This window comes from Streptomyces rubrogriseus (assembly GCF_027947575.1).
GTDB classification, from domain to species: domain Bacteria; phylum Actinomycetota; class Actinomycetes; order Streptomycetales; family Streptomycetaceae; genus Streptomyces; species Streptomyces rubrogriseus.
Window position 1 is genome coordinate 3,643,945 of sequence record NZ_CP116256.1, and the last position, 15,548, is coordinate 3,659,492.

Consider the following 15,548-nt stretch of genomic DNA (forward strand, 5'->3'; position numbering starts at 1 on the left):
CGCGACATTCGGAAATCGCTCCGAAACTTTCGACCTCCCCGGGTGAAGTTCGGTGGCTTCCGCCCTTCCGAACGGCCTCCGCACACCGATTCAAGGAACGGGATGACATGAGCATGATCGTCAGACGTCTGTCGAGAGCGGCCACCGCCGGTCTCGTGGCCGCCGCCGCGCTGACGGCCGCGGCCCACTCCGCCGAAGCCGCCGACACGCTCGGGTCCGCGGCCGCCGGACAGGGCCGCTACTTCGGCACCGCCGTCGCGGCGAGCCACCTCGGCGAGACCGACTACGCCGCCACGCTGGACCGGGAGTTCAGCTCGGTGACGCCAGAGAACGAGATGAAGTGGGACGCCACCGAGCCCAGCCGCGGCAGCTTCACCTTCACCTCCGCCGACCGGATCGTCGACCACGCGCAGAGCCAGGGCATGGACGTGCGCGGCCACACCCTGGTCTGGCACTCCCAACTGCCCTCCTGGGTGAGCCCGCTGGGCGCCTCCGACCTGCGCACCGCAATGAACGCCCATATCAACGGCCTGATGGGCCACTACAAGGGGGAGATCCACAGCTGGGACGTCGTCAACGAGGCGTTCCAGGACGGCGGCAGCGGCGCCCGGCGCAGCTCGCCCTTCCAGGACAAGCTGGGCGACGGCTTCATCGAGGAGGCGTTCCGCACCGCCCGCGCCGCCGACCCGGCCGCCAAGCTCTGCTACAACGACTACAACACCGACGGTGTCAACGCGAAGAGCAACGCCGTCTACAACATGGTCAAGGACTTCAAGTCCCGGGGCGTGCCCATCGACTGCGTCGGCTTCCAGTCCCACTTCAACAGCAACTCGCCCGTCCCGTCCGACTACCGGCAGAACCTCCAGCGCTTCGCCGACCTCGGCGTGGACGTGCAGATCACCGAGCTGGACATCGAGGGCTCCGGCTCCGCCCAGGCCGCCGACTACACCAAGGTGGTCGAGGCCTGCCTGGCGGTGAGCCGCTGCACCGGCATGACCGTGTGGGGCGTCACCGACAAGTACTCGTGGCGCAGCGGCGGCACCCCGCTGCTGTTCGACGGCGACTACAACGAGAAGCCGGCCTACGACGCCGTCCTGTCCGCCCTCGGCGGCGCGGGCGACCCCGGCGACCCGGGAGACCCCGGTGACGGCGCGAGCTGCACGGCCACCTACACCAGGACCGCGGACTGGAGCAGCGGCTACAACGGCCAGGTCACCATCACCGCGGGCGCCGAGCCGATCAGCTCCTGGACCGCGACGGTCACGCTGCCGGCCCAGCAGTCCGTCTCCTCGCTCTGGAACGGCACGCCCACCTGGAGCGGCAACGTGATGACGGTGCGGCCGAGCTGGAACGGCACCCTGGCGGCCGGCGCGTCGACCAGCTTCGGGTTCACCGCGGCGAAGAACGGCAGCGACGCCGCGCCCGCGGTCGGCAGCTGCACCGCTTCCTGACCCGGGCGTCCGCCCGACCTCACGCCCGAACTTCCGCCGGACATGGGCGCGGTCGGCCGGATCCGCGCAAAAGACGGCGCCTCCGGCGGAAGTTGGGGCAAAGGGTTCGTGAGCAGCGTCCTGGTGCGTATCGTGAGAGCCGGGGCCCCCGCTCCCGCCACTCGGCCCCGGACCGGACGGTGAGGCTCGGTATGACTCCGGCGCACGGACCCGACACCGCGGACGCCTCCGTCGTGTCCGCGGTGGTGGAGTTCAGCGGCGGATCGGCGATGATCCCCGCCTCCAGGGACGTCGTGCACGGCTTCGTCACGCGACTCTCCGAGCGGGGCCTGGACCTGACGGACGCCTTCCTGGACGCCGCCCGTCTGGTCGCGAGCGAGCTGGTGACGAACGCGCTGCGGCACGCCCCCGGCCCCTGCCGGCTGGAGCTGACCCTGGTGGACGACCGGGTGGAGATCGCGGTGTCGGACACGGCCGAGGCCTTCCCCACCTTCCTTCCCCGTGACCCCGTGCGGGTCGGCCGGCACGGGCTGGAGATAGTGACGCGGCTGTGCGGCGAGGTCATCACCAAGCCGCACGCGACCGGGAAGACGGTGTACGCGCGCCTGCCGCTGGTCTGACCCGCGCCTCAGGCGGTCAGGGCCTGCTCCACGCTCGGGTAGCAGGGGATGAGCGCGTCGACGCCCACCAGCCGCAGCACGCGTTCGACGGCGTCGCGCGGTGCGGCCAGCCGGAAGAAGACGCCGCGGGACTCGGCGGCCCGGTGCGCGGAGATGAGGACGTTGATGCCGCTGGAGTCCAGGAACCCCACCTCGCCGAAGTCCACCACCGTGCCCGGGGCGGACTCCACCGACGACAGCAGGACGTCGCGCAGATGGCCGCTGCCGTCGAGATCGACCTCTCCGGCGAGGACCACGAGGCAGACGCCGTCGCCCGTGGTGGTACGGGTGATCAGCAGCCGCTCCGGTACCGCCGCTCCCTCGATCTCCGCCACACTGCCCTCACTTCTCGCGTGCGCCGCATGTGCCCGGCCGTCGTCGGGTGGCTTGATGTTAAGGCCCTTCGCGGCCCGCGTGGCCCACTCGTGCGAACCGGAACGCATCGGCCGGACCCGGCCCCGCCGGGCTCGGCGCGCGCGACGGCGTTCCTCTGACTACGGTCGAAGGTGTGGTGGCACACACATTCGAGGAGCTCGTGCACAAGCGCCGCGCGGCGGACCTGGCTCAGCACCGGGTCGAGGAGCTGCGCGACTCGTACGGGCCTCCCACGCAGCATCAGTGGACCCCGAGGCAGTCGGAGACCTACGAGACCGCCGTACGGGCCTGGCGCGACCTGGACCGGGACGCGCGGACCGCGATGGCGGAGTATGTCAAGGAGGGAGGCCAGTCCCGGCACAAGATCGAGGCGAAGCTCCGCAAGGCCGTCCAGGACGACGACCGCAACACCTGACCGGCCGGGCCCCAGCCCTTGCGGTCACCTGCGGCACCGCCCGGCCGGACCCGGCCCGGGGCTCGGCCGGGCACCGCCCGCGCCGGGTCGCCGGGCCGGGCCACGACGCGTGGCCGACCGGCCGTACGGCGCTCGGCCGTCGTCGGGTGGGTCCGGTCCGCCCCGGGCCCCGGCCCGGACGTTTTCGCCCGCCCCGGCCCGGCCGGCGTGCGGTCTCCGTCGTCAGCGCAGGTCCGCCGTGACCTCGCCGACGAGGTCACGCACGGCGTCCAGGGCCGCCGCGCGGTCCTCGGGGACCAGGCCGATGCGGGTGCGCCGGTCGAGCAGGTCGGCCTCGTCGAGGGCGCCCTCGTGGCGCAGGGCCCACACCAGTTCCGCGCCGGTGACGGGATGGCCCGGCAGTACGCGCTCGGCGAGGCGGGGGTCCCGGGCGGCGAGGGCCTGGACCGCGGGGGCCTCGGTGCCGTAGTGCCGCACCAGGCGGCGCGGCGCCCGGACCCCGGCCAGGGCGTGCGGGGCGGCGGCGCCGACCAGGGGCAGCGCGGCGGTGGGGGACGGCCCCGCGGCAAGGCCCCGGGCGGCGACGGCGGCGTCCACGGCGTCCTCGGCCATCCGCCGGTACGTGGTGAGCTTGCCGCCGACCACGGTGATCACACCCTCGGACGAGGTCAGCACGGCGTGCCGGCGCGAGACGTCCGCCGTACGGGGCGCGGCGCCGGGCCGGTCCGACGGGGCGGTGTCGAGCAGGGGGCGCAGGCCCGCGAAGGCGCCCACCACGTCCTCGCGGTGGACCGGCAGGTCGAGCACCGAACCGAGCACGTCGAGCAGGAAGCCGACGTCGGTCTCCGGGACCTCCGGCACGTCCGGGACGCCCCCCTCCACCGGCTCGTCGGTGAGGCCGACGTAGACGCGGCCGTCGTCCTGGGGCAGCACGAGGACGAAGCGGTTGGTCTCGCCGGGGATCGGCACGTGCAGGCCGGCCGGGAGCGGGCCGAGGCGGTCGGAACGCAGGACGAGATGCGTGCCGCGGGAGGGGCGGATCCGGATGCCGTCCACGAGGTCGCCGGCCCACACCCCGGAGGCGTTGACCACCGCGCGGGCCCGGATCACCCCCTCCTCGCCGGTCGTCTCGTCGCGGACCCGGGCGCCGGACCCGGTCAGCTCCAGTGCCCTGACCCGGGTCAGGATCCGCGCGCCGCGGGCCGCCGCGGTCCGGGCGAGCGCGGTCACCAGCCGGGCGTCGTCGGTGAGCCTGCCGTCCCAGGAGAGCAGCCCGCCGCGCAGCCGGTCGGGGCGCAGCGCCGGTGCGAGGTGGCGGGTCTCCACCGCGGACAGCCGACGCGGCGCGGGCAGGGTGGCCCGTGCGGTGCGCGCCGCGAGACGCAGGGTGTCCCCGGCGCGGAACCCGGCCCACGCCAGCGCGCCCTGGCCGCGGGAGACCAGCGGCGTGAGCGGCAGGACGAACGGCTGGGCGCGCACCAGGTGGGGCGCCGTGCGCTCCATCAGCACCCCGCGTTCCACCGCGCTCTCGTGCGCGACGTCGAGCTGGCCGGAGGCGAGGTAGCGCAGTCCGCCGTGGATGAGCTTGGAGCTCCAGCGGGAGGTGCCGAAGGCCAGGTCGTGGGCGTCCACGGCGGCGACGCTCAGTCCCCGGGCGGCGGCGTCCAGCGCGGCACCGGCACCGGTCGCGCCGAGACCGACGACCAGGACGTCCACCACGGGGCCGCCGACGGTGTCGGCCACCTCGCGCGAGCGCCGTGCGGCGGACAGGGAGGCCCCGGTGGCGGGGCGGCTGGTGGGGCTCATGGTGCGAGGGTCCTCTCCAGGATGGTGCGCAGCTCCGCGAGCAGGGCGGCGGTGGTCAGCTCGGCGTCGTCCTCGTCGGCCATGGTCCGCAGCGACAGGGCGAAGGACTGCACCACCAGCAGCACCGACCGTGCCTGCCGCCCGGTGTGCGTCCGGCGGACCGAACCGTCGGCGTGGCCCTCCTCCAGGGATTCGGCCAGCAGCTCCAGCAGGGCCTCCTGGCTCGCCCCGCGCCGGTCGAGGACGTAGGGCAGGAGCAGCTCCGGGTCGACGTCGACGATCTTGCGGAAGAGGGGATGGGCGCGGAACGCCTCCACCCCCGCCACCAGGCCCTCGACCATCCGCGAGCGGATGTCGGTGTCCTGCGCGGGTTCCGGGACGGCGCCGGTGGCCACCGCGATCCACTCGCGGGTCATCAGGTCGCCGACCAGGGACCGCACGTCCGGCCAGCGCCGGTACAGCGTCATCCGGGAGACGCCGGCCCGGCGGGCGACATCGGTCATCGTCGTGCGCCGCACCCCGACGGCCAGCACACAGTCGCGCACGGCGTCCAGCACCGTGTCGCTGTCGGAGGGGGTCGGCCTGGTCGACTGGTTGTGACGGTTGGGCGTCATGTGTAACAGTGTAACGCCCAGTGGGGCGGTGCGGACGGCATCCCTCGAAGCGACCGTGAGGACGACAGGCAATGGACATGCTGTGGAACGGCTGGGGCGACCCGGCCAGGGCGACGCCGCTGCCCGACACGGTGACCGGGCTGCTGCGCGAGCTGCTCCGCGTCGCTCCCCGCGAGGCCGCGCCCCTCCCGCTGGAGGAGATCGACGTACCCGAGTCGCCGCTGGACCCGGACGCCCGCCGCGCGCTGGAGGCCGCCGTCGGGCAGCGCGCGCGGGACGTGCGCACGGACGCGGAGAGCCGCATCCGGCACACCCGCGGCAAGTCCACCCCCGACCTGCTGCGGATGCGCGCCGGCGACGTCACCGACACCCCGGCCGCCGTGGTCCTCCCGGACGGCCACGACGAGGTGCTCGCCGTGCTGGCCGCCTGCGCGGAACACGACCTGGCCCTCGTCCCCTTCGGCGGCGGCACCTCCGTCGTCGGCGGCCTCGCCCCCGGCCGCGAGGGCGCGTTCGTCGCCCTCGACCTGCGCCGCATGAACCGCCTGCTCGACCTCGACGAGGTCTCCCGCACCGCGACCCTCCAGCCCGGTCTGCGCGCCCCCGAGGCCGAGGCGCTGCTGGCCGAGCAGGGATACACGCTCGGCCACTTCCCCCAGTCCTACGAGTGGGCCACCGTCGGCGGCTTCGCCGCGACCCGCTCCAGCGGACAGGCCTCCGCCGGCTACGGCCGCTTCGACGAGATGGTCCTCGGCCTCACCCTCGCCACCCCCCGGGGCACGCTCGACACCGGCCGCGCCCCGCGCTCGGCCGCCGGACCCGACCTGCGCCAGCTCGTCCTGGGCTCGGAGGGCGCCTTCGGCGTCATCACCTCCGTCACCGTGCGCGTACGGCCCGTGCCGGAGGTCCGCCGCTACGAGGGCTGGCGCTTCGCCTCCTTCGACGAGGGCACCGCCGCCCTGCGCCGCCTCGCCCAGGACGGCCCGCGCCCCACGGTGCTGCGGCTGTCCGACGAGACCGAGACCCTGATCGGCCTCGCCCAGCCCGACGCCATCGGCGCCTCCCTGGAGCGCCAGGACACCGGCTGCCTGGCGGTCGTCGGCTTCGAGGGCACCGAGGAGGACACCGCGCACCGCCGCGAGGGCGCCGCCAAGCTGCTGCGCGAGAGCGGCGGCACCTTCGCCGGTGCGGAGCCGGGGGAGCGCTGGGCCCACGGCCGCTACTCGGCGCCGTACCTGCGCGACTCCCTGCTCGACGCCGGGGCGCTCGCCGAGACCCTGGAGACGGCGGCCCTCTGGTCCCGCCTCCCCGCCCTGTACGCCGCCGTCCGCGAGGCGCTCACCGCCACCCTCACCGAGTCCGGCACCCCGCCCCTGGTCATGTGCCACATCTCGCACGTCTACGAGAACGGCGCCTCGCTGTACTTCACGGTCGTCTCCGCGCAGGGCGCGGACGCCGTGGCGCACTGGACCCGGGCCAAGCACGCCGCCAACGACGCGATCCTCGCCGCGGGCGGCACCATCACCCACCACCACGCGGTGGGCACCGACCACCGCGACTGGTACGTCCGGGAGGCGGGCCCCCTCGGCGTCGAGGCCCTGCGCGCCGTCAAGCGGAGCCTGGACCCCGCCGGACTGCTCAGTCCGGGCGTCCTGCTGCCGGCGGACTGACCCCGCCGAACGGCACGCTCCCACCCCGTGAGACAACAGTCCGGCACCACCCGTCAGCCCGGAGGCACATCGATGCGACAGTTCACCGCCGTCGTCAACCCCACCGCGGGCGGCGCCACCTCGGCCGCCGCGCTCCTCGGGGTGGCCCGCCTGCTGCGGGAGGCGGGGGCCGGGCTGGAGACCGAGTACAGCCACAGCCTCGCCCACGCCCGCGAACTCGCCCGGCGGGCGGGGGAGCGGGGCCGGGTGGTGCTCGCGGTCGGCGGCGACGGCATGGCGGGCGGCATCGGCGGCGCCCTCAGCGGCACCGGTACCGTGCTCGGGCTGGTACCGGCCGGGCGCGGCAACGACTTCGCCCGTGCCCTGGAGCTGCCCACGGGAGGGGCCGAACTGGCCGAGGTGCTGCTGCACGGCGAACCCCGCCCCGTCGACACCGTCGAGGTCACCTCCGCCGTCCACGACCGCACCGTCGTCCTCGGCAGCGTGTACGCCGGTGTCGACGCGCTCGCCAACCGGCACGCCAACCACGCGCGGCTGCTGCGCGGAGCCGCCTCCTACTACGCGGGGGCGGTGCGGGCCGTGGCGGGCTGGCGTGCGGCGGGCTACCGGGTCACGGTCGACGGCGAGGAGCACGCCTTCAGCGGCTACACGGTGGTGGCGGCCAACTCCGGCTACTACGGCTTCAACCGCCTCGTCGCCCCCTCCGCCCGGGTGGACGACGGCCTGCTGGACGTGGTGATGATCGCCGACGCCCCGCGGCGGCTGTTCTTCGCCCTGATGAACGAACTCTCCACGGGCGCCCACGTCCACCGGCCCCAGGTACGCGTCCTGCGCGGCCGGGAGGTCCGCATCGAGGCGGACCGGGCGATACCCTACGGCGCCGACGGCGAGGTCGAGGCCGTCGTACCCGTCACCGCGAAGGTGCTGCCCGGAGCGCTGCGCGTCCTGTGCTGAACACACCGCGGGGCCGGGCGCCCGGATCGGCGCCCGGCCCCGCGGTCCGGTGGATCAGCCCCGCGGCGTGGTGAAGCGTTCCCACACCCGGTGCGAGCCCATCAGCTCGGTCACCTGTTCCAGGGCGGCGGTGCCGGAGTCGGCGACGATCACACCCGGAGCGTCGGCCGGGACACCCGACGCCTCCAACGCCGGCGTGCCACCGGCCCAGACGCCGATCGCCTTGCCGTGCCGGAACGCCTCCGACAGCAACAGGCTCACCCGCGGGTCGACCGTCCCCGGCCCGGCAGGCGCCGGCCCGGCCTTGTAGTCGCGCGGCGTGTACGCGTCGCCGCCCATGTCGGGCGTCCCCGCGATCAGCACCGCGTCGAACTCGACCGACCGCGCGGTGACATAGCTGCGCTGCACGGTCAGCGCGGCGTCGCCGGAGCCGAGGGTGCCGCCGGTCGGCGCCACGATCAGCGGCACCATCCCGGCGTTCAGCACCGCCTCCCGTACCGCGCCCACGCCCTCCAGGTCCGCCCCGCCGGTCACGATGCCGACGACCCTGCCGTCCAGCGGCCAGGTGCCGCCCACCTGGGACAGCGCCGGGCTGGGCTCGACCTCGGCCAGCGGCACCGTCGGTTCCGGGGCGGGCAGGCCGAGGCCCTCGGCGACGCCCGCGCACAGCTCGGGGTCGATGTTGGCCAGGACCTGGAGCGTCCGCTCCCGGATCGCCTGCTCGTAGCACTTGCCCAGCTCGAAGGTGTAGGCGCCGATGATGTGCTCGCGCTCCACCGGGCTCATGCTCAGCCAGAACCGGCGCGGCTGGCTGAAGTGGTCCGCGAACGACTCGGGGGCCTCGCGGACCTTGCGCCCCTCCGGCACCCGCACCGGAGCCTCGACGAACGCGTTCGTGTCCGCGCCCGCGGTGAACGGGCAGCCGCCGTCCAGGGAGTTGGGCCGGTAGGGAGCCACGCCCCGGTGCACGGCGCTCTGGTGCATGCCGTCGCGCAGCATGTCGTTGACCGGCGCCTGCGGCCGGTTGATCGGCAGCTGCGGGAAGTTGGGGCCGCCCAGCCGCGTGATCTGCGTGTCCAGGTACGAGAACAGCCGTCCCGCGAGCAGCGGGTCGTCGGTGACGTCGATACCGGGCACCAGGTGGCCGACGTGGAAGGCGACCTGCTCGGTCTCGGCGAAGAAGTTGGACGGGTTGCGGTTCAGGGTCAGCAGCCCGACCGGCTGCACCGGCGCCAGCTCCTCCGGCACGAAGTTGGTCGGGTCCAGCAGGTCGATGCCCTCGAAGGTCTGCTCCGGGTTGTCCGGGAAGGTCTGGATGCCCAGCTCCCACTGCGGGTACGCGCCCGCCTCGATGGCGTCCGCGAGGTCCCGGCGGTGGAAGTCCGGGTCGACGCCGTTGATCAGCTGCGCCTCGTCCCAGACCAGCGAGTGCACGCCCAGCTTCGGCTTCCAGTGGAACTTCACCAGCGTCGTGGCGCCCTCCGCGTTCACCAGCCGGAAGGTGTGGACGCCGAAGCCCTCCATCATCCGGAACGAGCGCGGGATGCCCCGGTCGCCCATGAAGAAGATGGTGTGGTTCGTCGCCTCGGTGTGCAGCGAGACGAAGTCCCAGAAGGTGTCGTGGGCGCTCTGCGCCTGCGGGATCTCCCGGTCCGGGTGCGGCTTCGCCGCGTGCACCACGTCGGGGAACTTGATGGCGTCCTGGATGAAGAAGACCGGGATGTTGTTGCCGACCAGGTCGAAGACGCCCTCACTGGTGTAGAACTTCGTCGCGAACCCGCGGGTGTCCCGCACGGTGTCCGACGAACCGCGCGAGCCGACCACCGTGGAGAACCGGGTGAACACCGGCGTCTCCACGTCCGCGGCCAGGAACCCGGCCTTGGTCACCGAGGCCGCCGTGCCGTAGCTCTGGAACACCCCGTGCGCGCCCGCGCCCCGCGCGTGGACCACGCGCTCCGGGATGCGCTCGTGGTCGAAGTGCATGACCTTCTCGCGCAGGTGGTGGTCCTGGAGCAGCACGGGACCGCGCGGCCCGGCCTTCAGCGAGTGGTCGGTGTCGTACAGCCGGGTCCCCTGGGCGTTCGTCAGGTAACTGCCGGACTGCGCCACCCGGGCCTGGTCGGCACCCGTGGGCTGACCGGTCGGGGACACGGTGTCCGGGCCGGTCTGGTCCGGCTTCGGGGGCAGCGGCTCGCGGGGCTCGGTGGGCTCGGCGACGGAGGGCGACTCGGGGCCGGGCCTGCCGGGGATCCCGTCCGGCGGCCCGCCGGCCTCGCCGTGCAGGCCCTCGGTCACCTTGCGGGCTACTCGCTTGAGGGGGTTGGCCTCGCTCATCGGCCTTTCTCCGTTTCTGGGCGGGCCGCTGCACGCGCCCGGTCGTGTTCGAGTACCGACTGCCGTGGTGGGCCGTGACCGCGTACCCAGCCTTCGGGACTCGAGGCATGGGCGCGGGAAACGGAGGGGGTTGGCTCAGGTGACGATCTGTCCGTCGTGGATGCCACCCCGGCAGAACGCCGTGAGGGCCCCGGCCCCGTCCGCGGTGACGACGATCCCCCCGCCGCCCTGGAGGCACTCGGTCGCCGTCACGTCGCTCGCCACGCTCGGCGCGCGCGGCGCCGAGGCCTCCGCTCCGGTGGCGCCCAGGACCGACAGGGCCAGGGCCGCGACGACGGTGCACGACGACTTGCGCATGGGGACGGCTCCTTCTCACCGGTGCCGTCCCAGCGTCACCGGCCCGGCCGTCGCACGCCACCGGGGGAGCGCGCACGGGGGAGCGCGCACGGCGAAGGGCCCCGGCCGCCGCCGCGGACCGGAGCCCTGCAAGCACCTGACGGGCCCTAACCCTCCCGGTGCGTCACCGCCACCGGCTCGAACGACACCCTGGTGCGGGCGCCGTCGGCCGTCCAGACGACCTCCACGCCGTCCTCACCGGGCACCACCTCGGCGACGGCCCCGTCGGCCGGGACGCCCACCTGCGCACCGGTCAGGGCGGCCAGGGAAACGTGCACCGAGGTGCCGCCCGCCGGAGCGGACAGCCGGGGCAGCTCCGCCCACGGCACGTACGCCGTGCCCTGCGGGGCGCGCACGGTCTCCGCCTCGGGCTCCCAGCCGCGCAGCCCGTGCAGCGTGGAGGTCAGCGGCTCCTCGGGACCGGTGGCCCACCCGGTGTGGGTGACCCGGGCCCCGGCCGGCGCCCCGACCACCCGGTGCACCCGCAGTTCGTACGGCCCCCGGGCCACCGTGACGCTCTCCACCCGCAGCCCCGGCACCATCGGCGGCCCGGACACGAAGACGGGCCGGTGCCAGGACGCCGCCCAGCCCCAGCCGTCGCCGCCTCCCGCCCCCAGCGGATGGACGCGGCGCCGCACACTCGGCCGGCCGTTCACCTCGACCGACAGGTGGTTGTCCGCGACGTTCTCCCGCGCCGTGGGACCCGTCCGGGTCGAGTAGGCCTGCCGGCCGTAGTACGGGTCGTCCTCGGCCGCCGACTCGCCCTCGTGCGGGCGGACGTGGTCGCTGCCGTGGTTGTGCAGCCGTACGATCCCGTCGGCGCGGGTCGACTGCACCAGCAGTCCCGGCGCGGACAGGGCCAGCACGCGGTCGGCCTCCTCCACCGGCGCGGGCTCCTCCGGCGCCGTCCACAGCGGGTGGTCCGCGGGAGCGAGCAGCGAGACGAACGCCTTCGACGCCCAGTACGGGGAGGCCGGACCCGAGTACGGTTGCAGGGTCGCCTCGTGCGGGCCGTACCAGCCGAGGCTCAGCAACCCCTCGTCGGTCAGCGCCCCGTGGTCCACGAAGTACCGCAGGCTGCCGCTGGCCAGCCGCCGCGAGGCACCCGGCGTCAGCGGGGTGTGCCCGGTCAGCGCGCCCAGGCCGACGGCCGCCGACGCGGCGAAACGGTAGGTGAGCGAGCGCCCGAAGTGCAGCGGCGCCCCGTCGGAGCCGAACATCAGGGCGAAGCCGTCCAGGTGGGTGCGCAACCGGTCCCCGTAGCGGGCGAGCGCGTCCGTGTCGCCGCCGAGGTGGGCGTCGAGCACCGGGTAGAGGTGCAGCGCCCAGCCGTTGTAGTGGTCGAAGGCGCGTCCGTCGCCGTCGGCGTACCAGCCCTCGCCCCGGTACCAGCCCTCCATCAGCTCCAGCGCCCGGTGCCGCGCGGCGGCCGTCTCGGCGTCGCCGCGGCCGACCGACTCCAGGAACCCCGCGACGGTGTACGGGAACAGGTACCAGTTGTTGGGCGCCGGGACGTGCCGCAGCGCCCCGCGCAGCCACTCCTCCACCCGGTCCTGGACGCCGGAGTCGAGGTGCTTCCACAGCCACGGCGCGGTCAGCCGCAGCCCGAGCGCCACCGAGGCGGACTCGACCATGGGCTGGCCCTGCACGTCGTGGTCGAGGATCAGCGGCCACGACTCGGCGTCGTCGCGGCCGGGAGTGCGGGTGCCCGAGGCGAGGCCCTCGGCGTAGCGGTCCAGCCAGCCGTGCGGGTCCGCGCCGTCCGCCCCCGCGACGCGGAAGCCCGCCGCGAGGAAGGTCCGCGCGAAGCCCTCCAGGCCGTCGGAGCGCACCCCCGAGCGCGAGGGCCGACCCGGCAGGTCGAGCAGGGCGCGGCCTGGGGTGCTCCAGCGCCACGCGGCCCACAGCAGCCCGTCCGCGACGGCCTCCCAGTGGGCCCGGGTGTAACCGGTGTACGGGCTCGACGCACGGTCCTCGGTGGGCAGTTCGAACGGGATGCTCATGCCAGGAACGCCAGCCTTTCGCGTCGTACGGGGTGGAGGAAGCCGGTGCCGGACGCCCAGCGGGTCGTCTCGGCGAGGGCGAGATCGGCGAGACGGCGCCACTCGTTGCCCTCCGAACCGGCGAGGTGCGGGGTGATCAGGGCGTGCTCGCAGTCCCACAGCGGGTGCTCCGGCGGCAGCGCCTCCGGGTCGGTGACGTCCAGGACGGCCCGGATGCGGCCCGCCAGCACGGCGTCGGTGAGCGCGTCCTGGTCGATCACCGCGCCCCGCGAGGTGTTGATCAGCACCGCGTCGGCCGGCATCGCCTCGATCAGCGGACGGCTCACCAGACCGCGGGTGGTGGGCAGCAGCGGGGTGTGCACGCTGACGGTGTCGCAGCGCGCGAACAGCTCCCGCAGCCCCACGTTCCCGACGCCCAGCTCGGCGGCCTCCGCGTCACTCACGTACGGGTCGTGCAGCAGGACCTCGACGTCGTGCGGCCGCAGCAGCTCCACGACCCGGCGCCCGATCAGCGAGGCGGACAGGATGCCCACCGTCCGCCGGTAGTTGCCGACGCCCCGCGAGGTGCGCAGCCAGTTCCCGCGCACCCGGGAGGCCCGGTAGTCGCGGGCCCGCTCCAGGACCCGCTTGCCGCTCAGCAGGATCATGCCGAGGGTGTACTCGGCCACCGGCAGCGCGTTGGCGGCGGCGGCCGAGGAGACCTCGACGCCCCGCTCCCAGCACGCGTCGGTGACATGCCCGCGGACACTGCCCGCCGTGTGCACCACGGCCCGCAGCCGGGGCGCCGACCGCAGCACCTCCGCGTCCAGCGGCGGACAGCCCCACCCGGTGATCAGCAGCTCCACGTCCGCCAGTACGGATCTCGCCCGCGCCGTGGACAGGTCGTCGAGCACCGGGAACGGCGCGAGGTCGCAGACCCGGCGGAAGGCCGCGAGGGACTGGGGGTCCAGGACGGCCGAGGCGGCGTCCGGGGACATGGCCACGGCGGCACGGGGCCGGTGGCCGGGTCCGGGGGCGTGCACGGTCACTTGACGGCTCCGGCGGTCAGGCCGCTGCGCCAGAATCGCTGGAGCAGCACGAAGGCGAGGATGAGCGGCAGTACGGCGAGCAGCGAGCCCATGATCACCACGGGGTAGTACTCGGGCGACACGGACGCCGAGCTGTTCCACTGGTACAGGCCGAGACTGACGGGATACAGGTCCTGGTCGGACAGCATCACCATGGGCAGGAAGAAGTTGTTCCAGATGGCGGTGAGCTGGAAGAGGAACACGGTGATCAGACCGGGCCCGAGCATCCTGAGCGCCACCCGGGCGTACGTGGTCAGCTCCCCGGCCCCGTCCACGCGCGCCGCCTCCAGCACCTCGTCGGGCACGTAGCCGCGCGCGAAGATCCGGCCGAGGTAGACGCCGAACGGATTGAACAGCACCGGGATGAAGACCGCCCAGAAGGTGTTGACCAGGCCGGCCTCGGAGGCCATCAGGTACAGCGGCAGCGCCAGCACGGTCTGCGGCACCATCACCGCCGCGAGGACCAGGCCGAACAGCTTCTCCTTGTGCCGGAAGCGGTACTTGTCGAAGGCGTAGCCGCAGGCCACGCTCACCAGCGCGCCGACCGCGGCGCCGATCACCGCGTACAGCAGGCTGTTGACGTACCAGCGGCCGTACAGCCCGCCGTCCATGGCGAAGACGTCCTTGAGGTTCTGCACGAGGGAGAAGTCGCTCAGGGACAGCAGGTCGCTGCTGAACAGCGCGTCGCGGTTCTTGGTCGAGGCCAGCACCAGCCACAGCACCGGCAGCAGGGTGTAGAGGACGGAGACGGCGACGACCACGTTGACGGTGGCACGGCCCAGCAGCTTCGGGCGGAGCAGGGAGCTGTCGGTGGCGCTCATCGGGCCTCCTCGGAGTCGGCGCGGCTGGTGAAGCGGGTGACGCCGTAGGACAGGGCGATGGTGCACACCAGCAGGACCACCGAGGCGGCCGCCGCGAGGCTGTAGTTGTTGCGGGTGAAGGCCGCGTCGTAGATGTACATGCTGGGCGAGAAGCGCGAGTTGATCATCGGGGAGGACTGGCTGAGCAGCATCGGCTCGGTGAACAGCTGGAGCGCCCAGATCAGAGTGAAGATCGAGACCATCACGATGGAGGCGCGTACCAGCGGCGTCTTGACCTGGAGCGCCGTGCGCACCGGTCCGGCGCCGTCGACGACGGACGCCTCGATCACCTCGCGCGGCACGGCCTGGAGGGCGGCGTAGAAGACCACCATGTTGTAGCCGAGGTTGCTCCACAGGGCGATGTTCACGATGGACGGGACCACGGTGTGCACGCCCAGGAAGTCGATCGTGATGTCGCCCTTGGCGAACAGTTCGATCACCGGGCTGATGCCGGGCGTGTACAGGTAGAGCCAGATCAGTGCCGCGATGATGCCGGGCACCGCGTGCGGCAGGAACAGGCCGAGTTGGGCGAGGCCGCGCAGCCGGACCACGCCCGAGTCGAGGAGCAGGGCGAGGACGAGCGCGCCCAGGACCATCAGGGGGATGTAGATCAGGCAGTACAGGGCGACCGTGCCGAGCCCGCCGAGGAAGGTGGGGTCGGTGAGCACGGCCGCGTACGAGCGCAGCCCGACGAAGACCTGGCGCTCCGGACCGAAGCCGAGACCGGGCTGGTCGTCGCTGAAGAAGCTGAGGTAGACGGCGGTGCCGACGGGGATCAGGAAGACGGTGACCAGCAGGGCGAAGAACGGCGTCATGAGGACGCCGGCTGCGGTCAGTTGACGGCGCTTGGCCGCTCTGCGGGCACGCGGGCCCGAGTCGGAGGGTGCCGGGGAGGCGGCGCGGGCGGCGCCGGCCGGCACCCGTGCGCGGGTGGTGGTGGTCAT

At 73.8% G+C, this 15,548-nt stretch carries 14 protein-coding genes; 5 read left to right on the plus strand and 9 right to left on the minus strand.

What is annotated here, in order from left to right; translation table 11 throughout:
- The first annotated feature begins 107 nt into the window (after nt 1–107).
- Both Sru02f_RS16680 and Sru02f_RS16685 read left to right on the plus strand, forming a co-directional pair.
- Nucleotides 108–1,451, plus strand: coding sequence for an endo-1,4-beta-xylanase (locus Sru02f_RS16680; RefSeq protein ID WP_109030807.1), 1,344 nt, complete (start codon nt 108–110; stop codon nt 1,449–1,451).
- 191 nt (nt 1,452–1,642) lie between these two features.
- Nucleotides 1,643–2,071, plus strand: a complete 429-nt coding sequence (locus Sru02f_RS16685; RefSeq protein ID WP_164278868.1) for an ATP-binding protein — start codon at nt 1,643–1,645, stop codon at nt 2,069–2,071.
- 8 nt (nt 2,072–2,079) lie between these two features.
- Here Sru02f_RS16685 and Sru02f_RS16690 read toward each other — a convergent pair whose 3' ends face one another.
- Nucleotides 2,080–2,445, minus strand: a complete 366-nt coding sequence (locus tag Sru02f_RS16690; protein WP_109030809.1) for an STAS domain-containing protein — start codon at nt 2,443–2,445, stop codon at nt 2,080–2,082.
- Between the two features lie 176 nt (nt 2,446–2,621).
- On the opposite strand from Sru02f_RS16690, the gene Sru02f_RS16695 reads away from it, so the two are divergent.
- Nucleotides 2,622–2,900, plus strand: coding sequence for a hypothetical protein (locus Sru02f_RS16695; RefSeq protein ID WP_244941822.1), 279 nt, complete (start codon nt 2,622–2,624; stop codon nt 2,898–2,900).
- Nucleotides 2,901–3,122: 222 nt separating this feature from the next.
- Here the strand turns inward: Sru02f_RS16695 and Sru02f_RS16700 are convergent, their stop codons facing one another.
- Both Sru02f_RS16700 and Sru02f_RS16705 read right to left on the minus strand, forming a co-directional pair.
- The gene (locus tag Sru02f_RS16700) at nt 3,123–4,706 is read right to left on the minus strand and encodes a glycerol-3-phosphate dehydrogenase/oxidase (protein WP_109030810.1); all 1,584 of its coding nucleotides are present in this window, start codon (nt 4,704–4,706) and stop codon (nt 3,123–3,125) included.
- Nucleotides 4,703–5,320, minus strand: coding sequence for a TetR/AcrR family transcriptional regulator (locus Sru02f_RS16705; protein ID WP_109030811.1), 618 nt, complete (start codon nt 5,318–5,320; stop codon nt 4,703–4,705). The genes Sru02f_RS16700 and Sru02f_RS16705 overlap by 4 nt, the downstream gene beginning before the upstream one ends.
- A 71-nt stretch (nt 5,321–5,391) precedes the next feature.
- On the opposite strand from Sru02f_RS16705, the gene Sru02f_RS16710 reads away from it, so the two are divergent.
- On the plus strand, nt 5,392–6,990 hold the full coding sequence (locus tag Sru02f_RS16710) for an FAD-binding oxidoreductase (protein ID WP_167469391.1): 1,599 nt from the start codon (nt 5,392–5,394) through the stop codon (nt 6,988–6,990).
- Nucleotides 6,991–7,062: 72 nt separating this feature from the next.
- A complete protein-coding gene (locus Sru02f_RS16715; RefSeq protein ID WP_109030812.1) occupies nt 7,063–7,944 on the plus strand; it encodes a diacylglycerol kinase family protein in 882 nt (293 codons plus the stop codon).
- Nucleotides 7,945–7,998: 54 nt separating this feature from the next.
- Here Sru02f_RS16715 and catB read toward each other — a convergent pair whose 3' ends face one another.
- From catB to Sru02f_RS16745, 6 genes are all read right to left on the minus strand, one after another.
- Nucleotides 7,999–10,278, minus strand: a complete 2,280-nt coding sequence (gene catB / locus Sru02f_RS16720; protein WP_109030813.1) for a catalase CatB — start codon at nt 10,276–10,278, stop codon at nt 7,999–8,001.
- Between the two features lie 135 nt (nt 10,279–10,413).
- Complete coding sequence (locus Sru02f_RS16725; protein WP_109030814.1) at nt 10,414–10,635, minus strand: hypothetical protein; 222 nt, start codon at nt 10,633–10,635, stop codon at nt 10,414–10,416.
- 146 nt (nt 10,636–10,781) lie between these two features.
- Entirely contained in the window at nt 10,782–12,677 is a 1,896-nt protein-coding gene (locus Sru02f_RS16730; RefSeq protein WP_109030815.1) for a DUF2264 domain-containing protein, read from the minus strand.
- A complete protein-coding gene (locus tag Sru02f_RS16735) occupies nt 12,674–13,705 on the minus strand; it encodes a hydroxyacid dehydrogenase (RefSeq protein ID WP_109030816.1) in 1,032 nt (343 codons plus the stop codon). The genes Sru02f_RS16730 and Sru02f_RS16735 overlap by 4 nt, the downstream gene beginning before the upstream one ends.
- Nucleotides 13,702–14,565, minus strand: coding sequence for a carbohydrate ABC transporter permease (locus Sru02f_RS16740; protein WP_109030817.1), 864 nt, complete (start codon nt 14,563–14,565; stop codon nt 13,702–13,704). Before Sru02f_RS16740 ends, Sru02f_RS16735 begins: the two co-directional genes overlap by 4 nt.
- Nucleotides 14,562–15,548 carry a carbohydrate ABC transporter permease gene (locus Sru02f_RS16745; protein WP_109030818.1) on the minus strand — a complete coding sequence of 329 codons (987 nt, stop codon included), beginning with the start codon at nt 15,546–15,548 and terminating at the stop codon, nt 14,562–14,564. The genes Sru02f_RS16740 and Sru02f_RS16745 overlap by 4 nt, the downstream gene beginning before the upstream one ends.